General features: G+C 39.3%; 27 protein-coding genes. 1 reads left to right on the top strand and 26 read right to left on the bottom strand.

From position 1 onward, the window contains the following. Positions 1-59 precede the first annotated feature (59 nt). From map to rplC, 22 genes are all read right to left on the bottom strand, one after another. Complete coding sequence (gene map, locus ACK8HY_RS19755) at positions 60-842, bottom strand: type I methionyl aminopeptidase (protein WP_077438114.1); 783 nt, start codon at positions 840-842, stop codon at positions 60-62. 9 nt (positions 843-851) lie between these two features. Continuing rightward, entirely contained in the window at positions 852-2,189 is a 1,338-nt protein-coding gene (secY, locus tag ACK8HY_RS19750; protein ID WP_046674882.1) for a preprotein translocase subunit SecY, read from the bottom strand. A gap of 3 nt (positions 2,190-2,192) precedes the next feature. Beyond that, positions 2,193-2,639 carry a 50S ribosomal protein L15 gene (rplO, locus tag ACK8HY_RS19745; RefSeq protein WP_070570400.1) on the bottom strand — a complete coding sequence of 149 codons (447 nt, stop codon included), beginning with the start codon at positions 2,637-2,639 and terminating at the stop codon, positions 2,193-2,195. A gap of 118 nt (positions 2,640-2,757) precedes the next feature. Continuing rightward, on the bottom strand, positions 2,758-2,937 hold the full coding sequence (gene rpmD, locus ACK8HY_RS19740; RefSeq protein ID WP_045753985.1) for a 50S ribosomal protein L30: 180 nt from the start codon (positions 2,935-2,937) through the stop codon (positions 2,758-2,760). Positions 2,938-2,942: 5 nt separating this feature from the next. Next, positions 2,943-3,461: a 30S ribosomal protein S5 gene (gene rpsE / locus ACK8HY_RS19735; protein ID WP_028071565.1), complete on the bottom strand. Its 519-nt coding sequence runs from the start codon at positions 3,459-3,461 to the stop codon at positions 2,943-2,945. A 12-nt stretch (positions 3,462-3,473) separates the two neighbouring features. Continuing rightward, a complete protein-coding gene (gene rplR, locus ACK8HY_RS19730) occupies positions 3,474-3,827 on the bottom strand; it encodes a 50S ribosomal protein L18 (RefSeq protein WP_077438115.1) in 354 nt (117 codons plus the stop codon). 5 nt (positions 3,828-3,832) lie between these two features. Next, entirely contained in the window at positions 3,833-4,387 is a 555-nt protein-coding gene (gene rplF / locus ACK8HY_RS19725) for a 50S ribosomal protein L6 (protein ID WP_077438116.1), read from the bottom strand. Between the two features lie 21 nt (positions 4,388-4,408). Further along, positions 4,409-4,810 carry a 30S ribosomal protein S8 gene (rpsH, locus tag ACK8HY_RS19720; protein ID WP_245971333.1) on the bottom strand — a complete coding sequence of 134 codons (402 nt, stop codon included), beginning with the start codon at positions 4,808-4,810 and terminating at the stop codon, positions 4,409-4,411. 136 nt (positions 4,811-4,946) lie between these two features. Beyond that, the gene (rpsN, locus tag ACK8HY_RS19715) at positions 4,947-5,216 is read right to left on the bottom strand and encodes a 30S ribosomal protein S14 (RefSeq protein WP_028071569.1); all 270 of its coding nucleotides are present in this window, start codon (positions 5,214-5,216) and stop codon (positions 4,947-4,949) included. Then, entirely contained in the window at positions 5,209-5,778 is a 570-nt protein-coding gene (rplE, locus tag ACK8HY_RS19710; RefSeq protein ID WP_046674875.1) for a 50S ribosomal protein L5, read from the bottom strand. The genes rpsN and rplE overlap by 8 nt, the downstream gene beginning before the upstream one ends. Continuing rightward, positions 5,778-6,122, bottom strand: coding sequence for a 50S ribosomal protein L24 (gene rplX, locus ACK8HY_RS19705; RefSeq protein ID WP_077438118.1), 345 nt, complete (start codon positions 6,120-6,122; stop codon positions 5,778-5,780). Before rplX ends, rplE begins: the two co-directional genes overlap by 1 nt. A gap of 2 nt (positions 6,123-6,124) precedes the next feature. Beyond that, entirely contained in the window at positions 6,125-6,493 is a 369-nt protein-coding gene (rplN, locus tag ACK8HY_RS19700) for a 50S ribosomal protein L14 (RefSeq protein WP_028071572.1), read from the bottom strand. 1 nt (position 6,494) lies between these two features. Next, entirely contained in the window at positions 6,495-6,749 is a 255-nt protein-coding gene (gene rpsQ, locus ACK8HY_RS19695) for a 30S ribosomal protein S17 (RefSeq protein WP_028071573.1), read from the bottom strand. Between the two features lie 14 nt (positions 6,750-6,763). Next, complete coding sequence (gene rpmC / locus ACK8HY_RS19690; RefSeq protein ID WP_077438119.1) at positions 6,764-6,982, bottom strand: 50S ribosomal protein L29; 219 nt, start codon at positions 6,980-6,982, stop codon at positions 6,764-6,766. 92 nt (positions 6,983-7,074) lie between these two features. After that, the gene (rplP, locus tag ACK8HY_RS19685; RefSeq protein WP_046674870.1) at positions 7,075-7,497 is read right to left on the bottom strand and encodes a 50S ribosomal protein L16; all 423 of its coding nucleotides are present in this window, start codon (positions 7,495-7,497) and stop codon (positions 7,075-7,077) included. 61 nt (positions 7,498-7,558) lie between these two features. Beyond that, positions 7,559-8,350 (bottom strand): 30S ribosomal protein S3, encoded by a 792-nt coding sequence (gene rpsC / locus ACK8HY_RS19680; RefSeq protein ID WP_077438120.1) that lies wholly within the window; start codon positions 8,348-8,350, stop codon positions 7,559-7,561. An 11-nt stretch (positions 8,351-8,361) separates the two neighbouring features. Then, positions 8,362-8,796 carry a 50S ribosomal protein L22 gene (rplV, locus tag ACK8HY_RS19675; protein WP_077438121.1) on the bottom strand — a complete coding sequence of 145 codons (435 nt, stop codon included), beginning with the start codon at positions 8,794-8,796 and terminating at the stop codon, positions 8,362-8,364. 6 nt (positions 8,797-8,802) lie between these two features. After that, entirely contained in the window at positions 8,803-9,069 is a 267-nt protein-coding gene (gene rpsS / locus ACK8HY_RS19670; protein ID WP_002997495.1) for a 30S ribosomal protein S19, read from the bottom strand. After that, positions 9,069-9,896 (bottom strand): 50S ribosomal protein L2, encoded by an 828-nt coding sequence (gene rplB, locus ACK8HY_RS19665; protein WP_077438122.1) that lies wholly within the window; start codon positions 9,894-9,896, stop codon positions 9,069-9,071. The genes rpsS and rplB overlap by 1 nt, the downstream gene beginning before the upstream one ends. Before the next feature lie 6 nt (positions 9,897-9,902). Further along, positions 9,903-10,193: a 50S ribosomal protein L23 gene (gene rplW, locus ACK8HY_RS19660; protein WP_077438123.1), complete on the bottom strand. Its 291-nt coding sequence runs from the start codon at positions 10,191-10,193 to the stop codon at positions 9,903-9,905. A 1-nt stretch (position 10,194) separates the two neighbouring features. Further along, positions 10,195-10,824, bottom strand: coding sequence for a 50S ribosomal protein L4 (gene rplD, locus ACK8HY_RS19655; RefSeq protein WP_070570413.1), 630 nt, complete (start codon positions 10,822-10,824; stop codon positions 10,195-10,197). A 5-nt stretch (positions 10,825-10,829) separates the two neighbouring features. After that, positions 10,830-11,447: a 50S ribosomal protein L3 gene (rplC, locus tag ACK8HY_RS19650; RefSeq protein ID WP_077438124.1), complete on the bottom strand. Its 618-nt coding sequence runs from the start codon at positions 11,445-11,447 to the stop codon at positions 10,830-10,832. A 339-nt stretch (positions 11,448-11,786) separates the two neighbouring features. On the opposite strand from rplC, the gene ACK8HY_RS19645 reads away from it, so the two are divergent. Continuing rightward, a complete protein-coding gene (locus tag ACK8HY_RS19645; protein WP_077438125.1) occupies positions 11,787-12,257 on the top strand; it encodes a DinB family protein in 471 nt (156 codons plus the stop codon). 208 nt (positions 12,258-12,465) lie between these two features. On the opposite strand, the gene ACK8HY_RS19640 is transcribed toward ACK8HY_RS19645, so the two are convergent. The 4 genes from ACK8HY_RS19640 to ACK8HY_RS19625 form a co-directional block, all read right to left on the bottom strand. Next, on the bottom strand, positions 12,466-13,419 hold the full coding sequence (locus tag ACK8HY_RS19640; RefSeq protein WP_077438126.1) for a helix-turn-helix transcriptional regulator: 954 nt from the start codon (positions 13,417-13,419) through the stop codon (positions 12,466-12,468). Between the two features lie 599 nt (positions 13,420-14,018). After that, entirely contained in the window at positions 14,019-14,489 is a 471-nt protein-coding gene (locus ACK8HY_RS19635; protein ID WP_416134558.1) for a hypothetical protein, read from the bottom strand. 213 nt (positions 14,490-14,702) lie between these two features. Continuing rightward, positions 14,703-15,905, bottom strand: coding sequence for a glycoside hydrolase family 88 protein (locus ACK8HY_RS19630; RefSeq protein ID WP_416134557.1), 1,203 nt, complete (start codon positions 15,903-15,905; stop codon positions 14,703-14,705). A gap of 14 nt (positions 15,906-15,919) precedes the next feature. Next, a complete protein-coding gene (locus tag ACK8HY_RS19625) occupies positions 15,920-17,191 on the bottom strand; it encodes a DUF2264 domain-containing protein (RefSeq protein ID WP_416134556.1) in 1,272 nt (423 codons plus the stop codon). Positions 17,192-17,222 lie beyond the last annotated feature (31 nt).

Genomic DNA, 17,222 nt, shown 5'->3' with positions numbered 1-17,222 from the left:
TTTAATTTAAAAGCCTGCGAACAGGAGTGCAAAGATAAATAAAAATAATTGAAAACCAACTACTTTTTACTCAAAACTTTCTCTACATGTTCGAATGTCAGCAACACATCTGGTTCTCCTTTTCGGATAGCAACCATTTGTTCGAAGTGCGCCGATAATTTCCCATCTACTGTACTTACTGTCCAACCATCATCCCAAAAACGAACACCAGCACGTCCCGCATTGATCATCGGCTCGATACAAATAACCAAACCTTCTTCCAATTTCGGGCCTGCACCACGTTTTCCATAATTTGGAACCTCTGGTTTTTCATGTAAATGATATCCAACTCCGTGTCCCACAAGTTCGCGCACAATTCCGAAACCGAACTTGCTTACATATTCCTGAACAGCAGAAGAGATATCCCCAACACGTTTACCGGCCACAGCCTGTTCAACACCTTTGTACAATGATTCCTTTGTGACATCCAACAACAACTGCGCTTCCTCAGAAATCTCGCCAACACCGAAAGTGTAAGCTGAGTCACTGATAAAACCATTTAAATTGACACCCCCGTCGACTGAAACAAGATCACCATCTTTAATTTCATAATCGCTTGGGAAACCGTGTACAATCTGATCGTTGACAGAGATACACAAAGAGTATGGAAATCCATGATAGTTTAAGAACGCTGGCGTTCCACCGTTATCGTGAATATACTCATAAGCTAATTTATCAAGAGATATAGTTTTTACCCCAGGTTTAATCACTTTTGCGATTTCACCAAGCAATTGCGAAAGCACATCTGCTGACTTCCGCAATTGCTCTATATCATCTGCTGACTTATAAAATACTTTAGACATCTAAAGAAATTAAATTGCCGAATGATCCATTCCCTCAACAGACGCAGCCGAACGGCCTTTAATACGACCTGTTTTCATCAATCCATCATAATGACGCATCAATAAATGAGATTCGATCTGTTGCAAAGTATCCAACACCACACCTACTAAAATCAATAAGGACGTACCTCCATAGAAGTGCGCAAATTGATTATTAATACCAAACAAACTTGCAATAGCAGGTAGAATAGCAATAATCGCTAAGAAAATTGCACCTGGAAATGTAATATTTGATATTACGCGGTCTATAAAATTACTAGTTTCCAATCCCGGTTTAATACCTGGAACAAAACCTCCGTTTTTCTTCATGTCATCTGACATCTGTTGCGGATTAACCATGATCGCTGTATAGAAGAACGTAAATGCGATAATTAATACCGCAAAAGTCACGTTGTACGCTACAGAGGTATAGTTACTCAACGAAGTCAAAAATTCCGACTGAAGATTTGGGAAGAACTGTCCTAAACTCATTGGCACAAACATGATCGCCTGTGCAAAAATGATCGGCATTACACCTGCAGCATTTACCTTTAACGGTATATACTGACGTACTCCACCGACTTGCTTGTTTCCGACAATTTTCTTCGCGTATTGTACAGGAATCTTACGAACCCCCTGTACGATCAAGATCGTAAAGATCACAACGAAGAACAAAGCCACAAATTCAAGCAACAATGGAATTGGACCACCACCACCTTTCGCCATTCTAGAAACCCATTCCGCAGTGATACCACTTGGCAATTGAGCGATAATACCAGTCATGATGATCAAAGAAATACCATTACCAATACCTTTATCAGTAATTTTTTCCCCTAACCACATCACAAATAAAGTACCGCCTGTCAAAACTATGGCAGTCAGAATCGTGAACAATGGGTCTGCAATTGTCTTAGCACTTGGCTCGATCTGAGTACGTACATAAGCAAAAGCCTGAAGCAGCGTAATCCCTAATGTTAAATAGCGAGTAATCTGATTCATTTTTTGACGACCACTTTCCCCTTCTTTCTGCATCTTTTGGAAGTAAGGAACCGCGATGCCCAACAATTGAACAACAATGGATGCCGAGATATATGGCATTACCCCTAAAGCAAAGATAGCCGAACGAGAGAATGATCCCCCCGCAAACATATCCAATAAGCCCAATAAACCCTCTTTCTGACCGGAAGCCAAAGCATGAGGATTTACACCTGGTAATACCACGTGACATCCAATACGGTAAATCAAAAGAAAAAGTAAGGTATTTAGAATACGCGTACGTAAATCATCGATTTTCCAAATATTGGTTAAGGTTGTGATTAGTTTCTTCATTTATTAAATTTTAACGATAGAACCGCCTGCAGCTTCAATAGCTTTTTGAGCAGAAGCAGTAAACGCGTGCGCTGTTACTTCAACTTTAGCTTTCAATTCACCGCGACCCAAGATTTTTACTTTGTCATTTTTAGACACTAATCCATGAGCTTTCAATGCATCGAAATCTACAGCTGTCAAATTGTGCTTCTCGATCAACGCTTGTAAAGTATCTAGGTTGACACCGTTGTACTCAACACGGTTGATGTTTTTGAAACCAAATTTAGGTACACGACGTTGCAAAGGCATCTGACCACCTTCGAAACCGATTTTCGTAGAGTGACCTGAACGAGAACCAGCCCCTTTGTGGCCACGTGTAGAAGTACCACCACGACCAGAACCAGTACCGCGACCGATACGTTTGCTACTTTTTACTGCACCTTTTGCAGGTTTTAAATTACTTAAGTTCATTTTTAAACTAAATTGTGCTAGCCCTTCGCTCTCACTAAACAGGTACTAGCGATTAAAAAATAATTATTATAAATACAAGTAATGGAAAGAGCCCAAAGACCCTTTCCATAAGCTAATATTAAATAGTTTCGATAGCTACTAAATGGTTTACTTTACGTACCATTCCAATGATTGCTGGAGTAGCTTCAACTTCTACTGAGTGGTTGATTCTTTTCAAACCCAATGCCTCAATAGTTTTCTTTTGGCGCTCGCTTCTGTCGATAACGCTCTTTATCTGGGTGATTTTGATTTTTGCCATGATAATTAACCGTTAAATACTTTATTTAAATCGACACCGCGGTGTTGTGCCACTGTATATGCATCACGCATATTTGCTAAGGCAGTTACAGTTGCTTTTACCACGTTGTGTGGGTTAGAAGAACCTAATGATTTAGCCAATACGTCTTTGATACCAGCAGACTCCAATACTGCACGCATTGCACCACCTGCCAAAACTCCTGTACCGGCGATAGCTGGTTTAATCAAAACTGAACCACCAGAATATTTACCATATTGCTCGTGAGGAACAGTACCTTTGATTACAGGAACTTTCACTAAATTTTTCTTTGCGTCGTCGATACCTTTAGTAATTGCCTCAGTTACCTCTTTAGCTTTACCTAAACCGTAACCAACAATACCGTTTTCATCACCTACTACAACAATTGCAGAGAAGCTGAAAGTACGACCACCTTTAGTAACTTTCGCTACACGTTGGATACTTACTAAGCGATCTTTTAATTCGATTTCGCTTGATTTTACTCTTTTTATATTGCTTAATGCCATTTCTTTCTATGATTAAAAGTCTAAACCGCCTTCGCGAGCACCTTCAGCCAAAGATTTGATACGGCCATGGTATAAGTACCCATTACGGTCAAAAACTACTTTATTAATACCTGCTGCTAATGCTTTCTCAGCAACCAATTTACCTACAGCTTTAGACTGCTCAACTTTGTTACCAGATGCAACAAATTCTTTTGACAAGCTAGATGCAGCAACTAATGTTTTACCTGCATTGTCGTCAATGATTTGTGCATAGATACCTTTGTTACTTCTAAAAACCGATAAACGTGGACGTTCAGACGTTCCAGCAAGGTTTTTTCTGATTCCTTTTTTGATTCTCTCTCTACGAGATGCTTTTTGTCCTGCCATGATTATTATTTTTTAGCTGATTTACCTGCTTTTCTTCTCAACACTTCACCTTCAAACTTGATACCTTTTCCTTTGTAAGGTTCTGGTTTACGGAAGCCACGGATTTTAGCCGCTACCTGACCGATCAATTGTTTGTCAGCACATTCTAAAGTGATTGTAGGGTTTTTACCTTTTTCAGCAGTAGTTGATACTTTAACCTCTTTTGGCAATACAAAGACAATCTGGTGAGAGAAACCTAAAGTTAACTCTAATACGTTACCAGTACTTGTCGCACGGTAACCTACACCCACTAATTCTTGCGTAGTTTTGTAACCTTCAGTCACACCTTGAACCATGTTAGCCAACAGGGAACGGTATAGACCGTGTAATGCTTTGTGTTTCTTTTGATCAGTTGGACGTGTTACAACGATGTTACCTTCTTCTTGAGCAACATTGATGTCACGATCAACTTGTTGTGTTAATTCGCCTTTAGGACCTTTTACTGATACTAAGTTTTTGTCTGAAATAGTAACAGTTACCCCTGCAGGGATAGCGATAGGCGCTTTTCCAATTCTTGACATTTCTTTGTGTTTTTACCTAGATTAATAAACGTAACATAAAACCTCACCACCAACATTTTGAAGTCTAGCTTCTTTGTCTGTCATTACACCTTTAGATGTTGACAAGATAGCGATACCTAAACCATTCAAAACACGAGGCATAGTTTCAACACTTGCATACTTTCTTAAACCAGGTTTACTCACACGTGTCAACGTACGAATAGCCGGAATTTTGCTAATTGGGTTATATTTCAATGCGATTTTGATCGTACCCTGTACGCCATTCTCATCGAATTTGTAATTAGCAATGTAACCTTTGTCAAAAAGAACTTTAGTAATTTCTTTTTTAAGGTTCGATGCAGGAATTTCAACAACCCTGTGGTTGGCCTTGATGGCATTCCTTACTCGTGTAAGGTAATCCGCAATTGGATCTGTAGTCATTATATATGAAAATTTGTGACAGCGGTTTCCCTCCCAACCATTGGTATGGGACCTACTATCTGTTAAACAATTTTAAAATGCAAAAACCCCGGCAATCCTAAATTGAATTGCCCGGGCAAAATTAAGTATTTTTTTTAAATTACCAAGAAGCTTTTTTCACCCCTGGGATCTTGCCATCTAAAGCCATCTCACGGAAAGTTACACGAGAGATACCGAATTGACGCATATATCCTTTAGGACGACCAGTCAATTTACAACGGTTGTGTAAACGTACCGGAGAAGCATTTTTAGGTAATTTATCTAATGCAACGTAATCGCCAGCAGCTTTTAATTCTGCACGTTTTGCCGCATATTTAGCTACCAATTTAGCGCGTTTTACTTCGCGTGCTTTTAATCCTTCTTTAGCCATTGTTATTTGTATTTTGATTTTTAAATGGTAAACCGAATTGTTTCAACAATTCTAAAGCTTCAACATCATTTTGAGCAGAAGTCACGAAAGTGATATCCATACCTTGGATCTTGTTGATTTTGTCAATGTTGATCTCAGGGAAAATGATTTGTTCAGTGATACCTAAGTTATAGTTACCACGTCCGTCGAAACCTTTATCGTTGATACCGCGGAAGTCACGAATACGTGGAAGCGATACTGCTACCAAACGATCCAAGAATTCAAACATGTTATTGTCACGCAAAGTAACACGTGCCCCTACAGGCATACCTTTACGTAATTTAAAGTTTGAAATATCTTTTTTCGATTTTGTAGCAACGGCTTGTTGACCTGTGATTAAAGTCAATTCAGCGATAGCGTTATCGATTAATTTTTTATCAGCTGTTGCAGCTCCTACACCTTGTGAAACAACGATTTTCTCAAGTTTGGGAACCTGCATAATACTTTTATACTGAAATTTTTCTTGAAGTGCTTTACGGATTTCCTCCGCATATTTCACTTTTAATCTTGGTACGTAAGTCATTATTTAATTTCCTCCCCTGATTTTTTAGCGTAACGAACTAATTTACCATCTGCATTCAACTTACGACCTACACGGGTAGTTTCACCTGTTTTAGGATCGATAACAGCTAAATTAGAGATGTGAATACCAGCTTCTTTCTCAATGATACCACCATTAGGATTAGCTGCACTTGGTTTAGTGTGTTTTTTTACGATGTTAGCGCCTTCAACGATAGCTCTATTTTTATCCACTAAAACAGTTAATACTTTTCCTTGAACACCTTTAGAGTTACCAGCGATAACTTTCACTAAATCACCTTTTTTAATTTTGATTTTGTGCGTAGTTGTTTTTGTTTTCTGTGCCATAATTATAAAACCTCCGGTGCTAATGATACAATTTTCATGAACTGTTTCTCACGCAACTCTCTGGCAACAGGGCCGAAGATACGTGAACCACGTGGCTCATCATTATTATTTAACAATACAGCAGCATTGTCATCAAAACGGATGTAAGAACCATCTTTACGACGGATTTCTTTTTTAGTTCTAACTACTACTGCTTTGGAAACCGAACCTTTTTTCACGTTTCCAGAAGGCAAAGCGCTTTTCACCGATACAACAATCTTATCTCCGATTGATGCATAACGCTTGCGCGTACCGCCCAATACACGGATTACTAAAACTTCTTTAGCACCGCTATTGTCAGCTACATTAAGTCTTGATTCTTGTTGTACCATGTTATTTAGCTCTTTCTATAATTTCAACTAATCTCCAGTTTTTTGTTTTACTCAGCGGACGAGTTTCCATGATTAATACCGTATCGCCGATACCGCAGGTATTAGTTTCGTCATGAGCTTTGAATTTAGTAGTTTTTTTAACGAACTTACCGTAGATAGGGTGTTTTACTTTACGTTCAACAGCTACGACGATAGACTTGTCCATTTTGTTGCTAACTACTAAGCCGATTCTTGTTTTTCTTAAATTTCTTTCCATTTCGACTTTAAATTTTACGCCTCAGAGGCTGTTTCATTCTTAGCTGCAGCTTTGCGTGCACTGATCTCTGTACTGATACGAGCGATAGTTTTGCGTGCTGCTTTGATCACGTTAGGGTTCTCAATAGCTGAAACAGCATGTGCAAATTTCAATTTTGTAAGGGCTGCTTTCTCCTCTACAAGACGAGCTGCTAAGTCCTCATTAGATAATTCTAAAATTTCTGAATTTTTCATGTTTTTTCAGTTGTTATTTGGGTTATCATCAGTTTATTTATAGCGTTAGGGGTAACGGCCCTAACGCTTAAATGATGACATTACCAAGATTTTTATGCTTCAACGTAGTCTCTACGAATCACAAACTTAGTTTGAACCGGAAGTTTTTGAGCTGCAAGGCGTAAAGCTTCTTTGGCAATTTCCAAAGGCACACCTTCTGCTTCAAATAACATACGGCCTGGGCGTACTACTGCTACCCAGTATTCTGGAGCACCCTTACCTTTACCCATACGTACCTCTGCAGGTTTTTTCGTAACAGGTTTGTCAGGGAAAATACGAATCCAAACTTGACCTTCACGTTTCATATAACGTGTAACCGCAATACGAGCTGCCTCGATTTGACGGCTAGTGATCCATGCTTGCTCCATTGTTTTGATACCGAAAGAACCGAAAGCTAACTCCGCTCCACGAGAAGCGTTACCTTTCATGCGGCCTTTCTGCATCTTTCTGAACTTCGTTCTTTTTGGCTGTAACATGTTCGTATACTTTTTAAATCTGCTTCTTCAGCAGGTTTTTGTTGTAATCTAAATAAAACTATTAATCTTTTTTCGGACCACGGTTGTTTCCACCACGGTTGTTTCCACCACGGTTATTCCCACCGCGACCACCTTTGTTACGGTTGTCACGACGTTCGCCACCACCTTCGTGGTTGCCACGTGATTTTACACCAGATGCCTGACCAATGTTTGGAGATAAGTCACGTTTACCGTAAACCTCACCTTTACAGATCCAAACTTTGATACCGATTTTACCGTATGTAGTCAATGCCTCAGCTAGAGCATAGTCGATATCAGCACGCAATGTGTGTAAAGGAGTTCTTCCTTCTTTGTATTGTTCAGTACGTGCCATCTCAGCACCACCTAAACGACCAGAACACATGATTTTGATACCTTCTGCACCCATACGCATCGTAGAAGCGATTGAAGTTTTCATTGCACGACGGAATGAAATACGCGCCTCTAATTGCTTAGCGACACCTTCAGCTACTAACTTAGCATCTAACTCAGGGCGTTTGATCTCGAAAATATTGATTTGAACATCCTTTTTAGTCAGTTTTTTCAACTCTTCTTTGATCTTGTCAACTTCTTGACCACCTTTTCCGATAACGATACCTGGACGAGCAGTGTGAATTGTAACAGTGATACGTTTTAAAGTTCTTTCGATAACAACTTTAGCTACACCACCTTTTGCAATACGAACAGAAAGATATTTTCTGATTTTTTCGTCTTCAACTAATTTATCGGAATAGTTTTTACCTCCGAACCAGTTAGAATCCCAACCTTTGATGATTCCTAATCTGCTACCTATTGGATTTGCTTTTTGTCCCATTTCTCAATAAATTAGTTTTGTTCAACGTTTAATTTGCTATCAACTACCAACGTAACGTGATTTGAACGTTTACGAACTCTGTATCCGCGACCTTGAGGAGCTGGGCGCAATCTTTTCAATTGACGACCTCCACCTACTGATACTTCTTTTACAATAAGTTCGCTTTCTTCCACTGATTTACCTTCGTTTTTGGCTTCCCAGTTTTTGATTGCAGATAATAATAATTTTTCTACACGAGCAGCAGCTTCTTTACTTGAGTGTTTCAAAATGTATAATGCATTTTCAACACGCTGACCACGAATTAAGTCTACCACTAAACGCATCTTACGAGGCGAAGTAGGGCAGTTCAATAATTTGGCATCCGAAGCTCCACCTTGTTGAGCTTTCTCTTGCTCTTTGCGTTGTCTAATTAAGACAGACTTTTTAAGTTTTTTTGTTGCTTCCATTACCTATTATTTTTTCTTTTCTGCGTGGCCTCTGAATGTACGCGTAGGCGCGAATTCACCAAGCTTGTGACCTACCATATTTTCTGTTACATAAACAGGGATAAATTTATTCCCGTTGTGCACTGCGAAGGTATGGCCAACAAAATCAGGTGAAATCATTGATCTACGAGACCATGTTTTGATAACTGACTTTTTGTTAGTTTCATTCATAGAAAGAACTTTTCTTTCTAAGTTGTGATCGATATAAGGACCTTTTTTAATTGAACGAGCCATTATTTTTTCCTTCTCTCAATGATGTAACGATTCGATGTTTTCTTCTTGTAACGTGTTTTGAAGCCTTTAGCTAATACACCTGTACGTGAGCGTGGGTGACCTCCTGAAGTACGGCCTTCACCACCACCCATTGGGTGATCTACTGGGTTCATCGCAACACCACGAACTCTTGGACGACGACCTAACCAACGTTTGCGACCTGCTTTACCTAACACTTGGTTAGATCTTTCATGGTTCGATACTGAACCAATTGTAGCAACACAAGTCAATAAGATCATACGTGTTTCGCCTGAAGGCAATTTGATGATGGCATATTTACCATCACGAGCAGACAATTGAGCATAAGTACCAGCCGAACGAGCAATTGAACCACCTTGACCAGGATTTAATTCAATGTTGTGGATGATAGAACCCAATGGAATGTTTGCTAATGGTAATGTATTACCAACTTCTGGGGCAACTTTATCTCCTGCAACTACAGTTTGACCAACTTGTAAACCAGCTGGAGCAATGATGTAGCGTTTTTCACCATCAGCGTAGTGCAACAATGCAATACGAGCAGTACGGTTTGGATCGTACTCAATAGTAGCTACTTTTGCAGGGATATCTTTTTTATCGCGTTTGAAATCAATTAATCGGTATACTTTTTTATGTCCCCCACCGAGATAACGCATAGTCATTTTACCGGAGTTATTACGACCACCTGATTTCTTGTTGATTTTTACTACTAACGATTTTTCAGGAACGTTTGTAGTAACATCAGAATAATCTGCGCCTATTCTGAAACGAGTACCAGGGGTTACCGGTTTGAATCTTTTAACTGCCATCTTAAATTATATAGTACTGTAAAAGTCAATAGTTTCGCCATCTTTAATAGTAATGATAGCTTTTTTATACTTAGGAGCTCTACCAGATACGAAACCTGCTTTTGTGTAACGGCTTTTCGCTTTACCTGCTACAACTGCAGTGTTTACAGCAAGAACTGTCACACCGAACATAGCTTCAACAGCTGATTTAATCTGGATTTTGTTTGCTCTGTGATCTACTTTGAAAGCGTAACGGTTTAATTTCTCCGTTAAGATAGAAGCTTTCTCAGTCAAGATAGGTTTTTTGATAATTTCCATATTACTTAGCTAATGCTTCCTCCAAAGTTTTAACAGAATCTGTTGTTAACAATAATTTTGTTGCATTTAATACATCATATGTATTCAAATCAGAAGCAACAATAACTTTTGCTTTTTTCAAGTTTCTGCTTGATTTATAAACAATTTCATCGTAAGCTGGCAATACCAATAAGGTTTTCTCATCAGCTACGTTCAACGCATTTATCAAAGCAACATAGTTTTTAGTTTTGATCGCATCGAATTTTACTTCATCCAATACGACAATGTTATTATCTTTTGCTTTGTAAGACAACGCTGATTTACGAGCTACTTGTTTCAATTTTTTGTTCAATTTGAACGAGTAGTCACGAGGTTGAGGACCGAATACACGACCACCACCATTAAACAATGGAGATTTGATAGAACCCGCACGAGCACCACCAGTACCTTTTTGTTTGTGTAATTTACGAGTTGAACCCGCGATTTCATTACGTTGTTTAGATTTGTGAGTTCCTTGGCGTTGGTTCGCTAAGTATTGTTTCACATCCAAATAGATCGCATGATCGTTAGGCTCTAACCCAAATACCGACTCAGGAAGTTGCACCTTGGCACCTGTTTCTTTACCTGATAAATTTAAAACTTTAACTTCCATCTCTACTATTTGTCTACGATTACATAAGAACCTTTAGCTCCTGGAATGGAACCACTAACAACGATAAGGTTTTGCTCAGCGTAAACTTTCAACACCTGTAAGTTTTGAACTTTAACTCTGTCACCACCTGTACGACCAGCCATGCGCATACCTTTGAATACGCGTGAAGGCCATGATGAAGCACCTAATGAACCTGGAGCACGTAATCTGTTGTGCTGACCGTGAGTCGCACCACCTACACCACCAAATCCATGACGTTTCATTACACCTTGGAAACCTTTACCTTTTGAAGTACCGACTACATCTACGAATTCGCCTTCCTCGAAAAGTGTAACGTCAACTACGTCACCAAGTTGTTTTGCATCCGGGAAAGTTTTAAACTCTACCAACTTACGCTTAGGCGTTGTGTTTGCTTTCGCAAAGTGCCCTTTCAAAGGAGCTGTCGTGTTTTTCTCCTTAGCTTCGTCGAAACCAAGTTGAATTGCCGAGTAGCCATCCTTTTCTTCCGTACGTATCTGCGTAACCACGCACGGCCCGGCCTGAATCACTGTACAAGGAATATTTTTCCCTTCAGCGTTAAACAGGCTCGTCATTCCTACTTTTTTTCCAATAATACCTGACATGTTGTAAATTAATTAATTAAAAGTCCTTCGAAGCAGTAGGGCTTCGCTCAAGACATACTATTCCCATTAAGGGACTGCAAAGTTACAAACATTTTTATAACTGTCAAATAATTAGTGAATTATTTTTTTTATTTTCTATTTTATTCTGCTCCGGGTTTCGATCTCCCTATTTAAAGACGCTCTTTCCCTATTACCACCGCCCTCACAAAAAATAAAAAAATATATATCCAGCTTAATACTGCCATACAGCTGTCATAGACTGGTTTAATTTTGAATTGTCTTAGCAAGATAAAGGCATATCATATAGACTAAAATTAAATACAGTTAAATACGATAATCATGAAAAAAGAAATCATTTCCAAGAACGAACTCCTAGCACATTGGCTAGGTCACAGAAACTTAACAAGACAAGCAATCGAAAAATTTCCAGAAGAAGCGCTTTTCAATTATAAAGTAGAAGGTATGCGGACATTCGCCGAAATGATCCAGGAACTTTTGGGTATCGCGGTTCCCGGTCTACAGGAAATTGTCGCTAACGAAAGCGGTGAACTTAACGAGAAATTCAACTATACAACCAAAGCGCAACTGTTGCAAGCCTGGGATGAAGCTACTCCGCAGATCAGCGCGCTATTTGACAAAATTCCGGAAGAACGCTTCTCCGAAGAATTTAACCTATTCGGCCAATACAAGTCACCGATTATCCACAGTATACTCTATTTCATCGACAATGAAATCCATCATCGCGGACAGGGATTTGTCTATTTACGCCTGCTGGGCATCCAACCTCCATTCTTTTGGGAGCGGGATTAGTTGTTATATGAGAGATATTAGATGTGAGATTTGAGATTCTAGTATTACTAGTCGAAGACGTACGATATAATATTGGAGACCGCCGCATTATTATCACTGGCATCGTAAAATTTATATAATATAAAGATACTTGTTCGGGTTCAACTCAGATACCGGGCAAGTATTTTTTAATCTCATGATGGGGAGACCCAAGGCTCCTATCCCCAGATTAAACCTGTTCGATCGCTGCAGCAAGCAATTGCTTCACGGTACCTTTCAATGATTCGGGCTCTATAATCTTTCCTTTATCCGCAAACATCAGATACCAACGGGCAAACCCGCCCTCAACATGAATGCTTTCGAAATGCATTTCGACATAATCATCGGTCACCACCTCTTTTTGAAATCCGAAGTAATGGCGATCCCATTCCATATAGCGCGCCATCTCCTTGTCTACCTGCACCACGACCTTCGTTGTTGGCAGCTCATGTTTCTTATTCAGGAAAAATGAAAGTTCAGGATGTTCTTTTCCAAAACCCTCATCGAGTATACGGATATTGCTGATCCGGTCCAGACGAAACTGCCTATAATCTTTCCGGAGTTTACAAAATGCGAGTACATACCAGAACTTACTTTCCACAAAAATGCCGACAGCTTCGATTTCGCGTTTTTCTGGGCTTTTGTCTGACGGCTTGGAATAGTAGATTTCTACACATTTTTTTGCTGCGATACTCTCAATAAGCGTATTGGTTCCATGGGTTAATTTTTCATTGAACTGATGCCTTTGGCCCCGCACCAGAAAATTATCCCCCAGCAAGGCGACATGTTCCTTTTCATTCCCTCTTAAAATAGCCTTCATTTTAAGCATTGCAGTTGCAAAATGATGAGCAAGATTCTTGTCGGTATACTTTTCGACCAATTTCTCCGCAGCGACAAAACTTAGGGCCTCCTCGCGGCTAAATTGCAATGGCGGCATCTTATAACCTTCGACTAAGGAATAGCCATTTCCCGCTTCCCCATAAATCGGTATTCCTGCCTGCATCAGCGATCGGATATCGCGATAAATTGTCCGCAAGCTTACCTCATATTTCTCCGCCAGCGCAGCGGCTGTCACCACAGGTTTCGCCTGCAAATGCATATAAATAGCAAGAATACGGTCGAATCTTTTCTGAATATCGGTCATAGGGATAAAGGTACGAGTTATTCCATATGTTTGAACTAAATGGTAGGGACAAAAAATAAGCAACGAAAACAAAAATCACCATCCCAATGAATTATAGAATGTAACAACACATAGGCCAAGATAGTTAAGGTCGGCAAAATCTTATCGACTGCCTTTAAGTATAAGACAAGGGATCAACTAGGGATCTTACCTATATTTAATAGGGACTTTATAGGGACCTCATTCGGACCTGCTCCGGACCTCATTCGGATAAAAGCGTATAATCTCCCTATTATTACCCTGTTTTATATCTGTTAATTTATAATAAGTACAATCCTTGAAGTAAACTTCTCCTCTATTTGTCTGTTAAAAGAATCAAACCAGTTATAAATGAATTTGTGGCACGAATAAATAATGGAGCAGGCAATAGCCAGAGAACAGGCAAACTAGTACTGAGGCTGAATCAGCCCTTAAAAGACAGCAATTCATTGGGGCCGAATTGATCCTAAATTTTATAAAAGAGCCTGTCTCAAAATGTAGTGAACCCCAAAAGTTTTTGTCCAACTTTTGGGGTTCACTACATTATGCATGCAGACTTTTTCAAAATACAATGCTATTGATTATTCGTTTTCTATATCCAAAGAAGTACATCCTTGGGTATCAGACAAAACGACATTTTCAAAAGTATAGTACTGTCCTGATCCAGAATAACCACAACTCATCATATATCGCATAGATAGTCCGTATGGGCAGCTTGCATAGATATAATGGCTTCCCCTTTGCAGATTAACCGTATATCCCCGCGTATTTGCAGGAACAGTAACATATTGAGTTGAACCACCAGAAAAATTGGGGCTAAAAGTTAAATAAATAGGTGAACTAGTAAAATTCCAGACATAAAACTCAAAAGTATCGCTAAGGTTCGCTGTACTCTTACCTGCTACCTTTTTGTTGGAGAGATGAGTCGTTAAAGTTTTATTTGCTGCTTTCGAACCCTTAACAAGATTTGTGGTTCCATGATCTCGCGCTTGAACCAATAAGCTAACGCTGATCAATAGCATAAATTCTACTATAAAAGATTTTTTTAACATAATTTAAAATTGTTTATAAATAATTGAATGAACGATAAGCTTTTTACAGCGTATCAAAAAATAAACCTCCGCTTTCAATACACCATAGGCAACCTCCTTTCATGTTTTTACTAACAGGATAAGCTGAATCAATCGCTTATCCCAATGAAAATATATGTAATGGTCGTTCCAACTCTCCCAGGATTATTTTCTCACCCTGTTTGAATAGCAATATCAATGATCTTTTCCTTTCCCAAGGTTTTTATAACGGAGCATGGCCTCGACATAATAGTAATCGGCATAGGCCAATGGCTCATCTACAAAACTGTTATCGGGTAAACTACCGACCCCATGTTTCAATAAGAATCCTCCATTATTACCAATAGCCGCAGTGTATTCTGGTCCCGATAATGTTTTAATAATTGTTTCGGCTACATGGATATATTCTTTCGCACTTTTCGTATCAACAAAACCCGCAAGCTCAATTAGTGCGGAAGCATATAAAGCGCCCGCAGATGCATCTCTCAACGCATTTGGGATATCTGGAGCGCTAAAATCCCAGTAAGGAACTTTGTCCTTAGGTAAATTGGGATTGTCTAAAATAAATTTTGCAATACCTTTAGCTTGCTCCAAATATCTTTGGTCTCCTATCTCACGGTACATCATAGTGTAACCGTATAGTGCCCATGCTTGCCCACGCGCCCAGGCCGTCTCATCATCAGCTCCTTGAACAGTCTTCTTTCTTATTACTGCACCAGTGAGCGGATCATAAACAACCAAATGATAAGAACTATAATCTGGACGGAAATGATTCTTTAATGTTGTCTCTGCGTGGGTTATGGCAGTTTTTTTATAACTGGAATCACCAGATAGCTTACTAGCTAGTGTCAGCAATTCCAAATTCATCATATTATCAATAATAACGAGAAAATCTTTCTGTGAATCCCATGATCGGATACAACCGACCGTCGGATTTAAACGACTAGCTAATGTTTGCGCACTCGTAATAATGGTTTCTTTATACTCTGTTTTAGGATCAATCGTGTAGGCATTCCCAAAACTGCAATTAATCATAAAACCAATATCATGTGAGGAGATGTATTTTTGCTTCTCCAGCAGGGGGAGTTTTTGCAAGGCGGCATTGTACATCACCGTATCTTTCGTTGCTTCATATAGATAAAGCAATGTACCTGGATAAAATCCCGTTACCCACCCGTTAGGAGCCTTTTGCTTTACATATCCTTTTGTAAATGTTTCAGGAAATTTGTCTGGCTCCACATTTTTTATCAGAACCTTATATTGTTCCGTCGCATTTTTCAGGCTACTATCTATTATTTTAAGAATATCCAACCGAGGTTTTAACACCTTATTTTGAGCATTTCCATGCACAGCGCCCAATAACATTACGATCAGAACTAACACATAGCTTTTTTTCATTTTTATTGTGTTCGTTATTTCTTCCGTGCTTTGTAAACATCTGCACCAATAATATCCGGAGTCAACGTATGATCTATAATCATTGTTTCACCATTCCATGCCTTTTTAGCTGTCCAACTTGCATCAGGGGCAGTCCACAGCGGATCGTTTGGCGGTAAGCCCAGAATAATAAAGGCTTCTGAGCATAAATATTCACTTCCGGTAGAAACATAGGTTTCGCCCACTTCTGGTTGATGGCCAGCAAAGCCAATATTTAACCAGCCGGAGCTATTAAAAGTTCCCGGCATTTCAATCTGTCTTTTTATTACCGTATAAAGCGCACATCGCACTTGAGCCGGTTCGATCCCTTTTTCTAATTCGTGCATATACGCAATTTTCGACAGCAGCTGAAAAGCGCCGAAGCGGTAACTCAAAGAACGTCCTATTGGTGGATAAGTTCCTTCTGGAGAAATTAAACGTTCTTGTATGGTTGCGTATCTTCTGGCGCGATCTAGGAATATCGGATAGAGGTTTGCTGTATCCAAATTAGCATTCTTCAGTTCCAGACTGGTTTCTAAAAGCATCGGATGTATCACAAAGCTATTGTAATAATCATAATGAAAGTTAGGACCGTCACCGTATATTCCATCGCCTTTATACCAGGAAACCATTAGGTCGACGGCTCTATCCAATCGGCTTTTATCGACAACTTTATCATATTTTAAGAAAAAGGCTTCGATTTCGGAGCTAAATAACACCCAGTTATTGCCATAGGCATTCATTTCGCGGGTCAGGTTAAATGCACTGATCACATTTTTCTTGGTCTGATCATCTAATTTACCCCAGAGTTGATTTGGAGATCTTAAGAGTGCCTGCGCTAAAAATGCAGCATCCACCAACGCTTGACTTTGTGTTTTGGGATGCTTTCTAAAATTCATATAATCTGGATTATTGGGATCCGTTGCGTTTTTTATACAGGTAATGGATAAATCAATATATTTCTTTCTCAATTTACCTTCGGCTGTATTATCCGGCCCAAGTTCAAGCCAAGGAGCCATTCCAGCCATTAATCTGCCAAATGCTTCCAAATAAGTACAACCTGTCCGATCCAGATTGTTACGCGATTCGATCGGCATTGTTTTAACTAATTCACCTTTGCTCAATGCCATTAATACAGGATCAGCAATTTTGGTAAGCGTTTTTACCAAATATGCCCGCTGATGTAGACCATTATTTTCCTCTTTCTTTTGAGCAAATAATACCTTTGGCACTAATAATATGATAATGACTAATTTTTTATAGTTCATAGTACTGGAATTACTTTTTTTAAAATGGAAC

This window comes from Sphingobacterium sp. NGMCC 1.201703 (genome assembly GCF_047784615.1).
Classification (GTDB): Bacteria; Bacteroidota; Bacteroidia; order Sphingobacteriales; family Sphingobacteriaceae; genus Sphingobacterium.
This window is presented reverse-complemented; position numbering and strand designations above follow the sequence as displayed.

What these genes read in the sequence shown, in the direction of transcription:
- rplO (WP_070570400.1), bottom strand. Translation starts at nt 2,639, where the DNA reads ATGAACTTAAGTAATTTAAAACCTGCAAAAGGTGCAGTAAAAAGTAGC.
- rplB (WP_077438122.1), bottom strand. Translation starts at nt 9,896, where the DNA reads ATGGCAGTTAAAAGATTCAAACCGGTAACCCCTGGTACTCGTTTCAGA.
- rplP (WP_046674870.1), bottom strand. Translation starts at nt 7,497, where the DNA reads ATGTTACAGCCAAAAAGAACGAAGTTCAGAAAGATGCAGAAAGGCCGC.
- rplX (WP_077438118.1), bottom strand. Translation starts at nt 6,122, where the DNA reads ATGGCACAGAAAACAAAAACAACTACGCACAAAATCAAAATTAAAAAA.
- rpmD (WP_045753985.1), bottom strand. Translation starts at nt 2,937, where the DNA reads ATGGCAAAAATCAAAATCACCCAGATAAAGAGCGTTATCGACAGAAGC.
- ACK8HY_RS19635 (WP_416134558.1), bottom strand. Translation starts at nt 14,489, where the DNA reads ATGTTAAAAAAATCTTTTATAGTAGAATTTATGCTATTGATCAGCGTT.
- map (WP_077438114.1), bottom strand. Translation starts at nt 842, where the DNA reads ATGTCTAAAGTATTTTATAAGTCAGCAGATGATATAGAGCAATTGCGG.
- ACK8HY_RS19630 (WP_416134557.1), bottom strand. Translation starts at nt 15,905, where the DNA reads ATGAAAAAAAGCTATGTGTTAGTTCTGATCGTAATGTTATTGGGCGCT.
- rplN (WP_028071572.1), bottom strand. Translation starts at nt 6,493, where the DNA reads ATGGTACAACAAGAATCAAGACTTAATGTAGCTGACAATAGCGGTGCT.
- rpsN (WP_028071569.1), bottom strand. Translation starts at nt 5,216, where the DNA reads ATGGCTAAAGAAGGATTAAAAGCACGCGAAGTAAAACGCGCTAAATTG.
- rpsC (WP_077438120.1), bottom strand. Translation starts at nt 8,350, where the DNA reads ATGGGACAAAAAGCAAATCCAATAGGTAGCAGATTAGGAATCATCAAA.
- secY (WP_046674882.1), bottom strand. Translation starts at nt 2,189, where the DNA reads ATGAAGAAACTAATCACAACCTTAACCAATATTTGGAAAATCGATGAT.
- ACK8HY_RS19640 (WP_077438126.1), bottom strand. Translation starts at nt 13,419, where the DNA reads ATGACCGATATTCAGAAAAGATTCGACCGTATTCTTGCTATTTATATG.
- rplR (WP_077438115.1), bottom strand. Translation starts at nt 3,827, where the DNA reads ATGGCAGGACAAAAAGCATCTCGTAGAGAGAGAATCAAAAAAGGAATC.
- rplF (WP_077438116.1), bottom strand. Translation starts at nt 4,387, where the DNA reads ATGTCAAGAATTGGAAAAGCGCCTATCGCTATCCCTGCAGGGGTAACT.
- rplV (WP_077438121.1), bottom strand. Translation starts at nt 8,796, where the DNA reads ATGGAAGCAACAAAAAAACTTAAAAAGTCTGTCTTAATTAGACAACGC.
- rpmC (WP_077438119.1), bottom strand. Translation starts at nt 6,982, where the DNA reads ATGAAAAATTCAGAAATTTTAGAATTATCTAATGAGGACTTAGCAGCT.
- rplE (WP_046674875.1), bottom strand. Translation starts at nt 5,778, where the DNA reads ATGACTTACGTACCAAGATTAAAAGTGAAATATGCGGAGGAAATCCGT.
- ACK8HY_RS19625 (WP_416134556.1), bottom strand. Translation starts at nt 17,191, where the DNA reads ATGAACTATAAAAAATTAGTCATTATCATATTATTAGTGCCAAAGGTA.
- rpsE (WP_028071565.1), bottom strand. Translation starts at nt 3,461, where the DNA reads ATGGCATTAAGCAATATAAAAAGAGTAAAATCAAGCGAAATCGAATTA.
- rplC (WP_077438124.1), bottom strand. Translation starts at nt 11,447, where the DNA reads ATGTCAGGTATTATTGGAAAAAAAGTAGGAATGACGAGCCTGTTTAAC.
- rplD (WP_070570413.1), bottom strand. Translation starts at nt 10,824, where the DNA reads ATGGAAGTTAAAGTTTTAAATTTATCAGGTAAAGAAACAGGTGCCAAG.
- ACK8HY_RS19645 (WP_077438125.1), top strand. Translation starts at nt 11,787, where the DNA reads ATGAAAAAAGAAATCATTTCCAAGAACGAACTCCTAGCACATTGGCTA.
- rpsQ (WP_028071573.1), bottom strand. Translation starts at nt 6,749, where the DNA reads ATGGAAAGAAATTTAAGAAAAACAAGAATCGGCTTAGTAGTTAGCAAC.
- rpsS (WP_002997495.1), bottom strand. Translation starts at nt 9,069, where the DNA reads ATGGCTCGTTCAATTAAAAAAGGTCCTTATATCGATCACAACTTAGAA.
- rplW (WP_077438123.1), bottom strand. Translation starts at nt 10,193, where the DNA reads ATGGAAATTATCAAAAAACCTATCTTGACTGAGAAAGCTTCTATCTTA.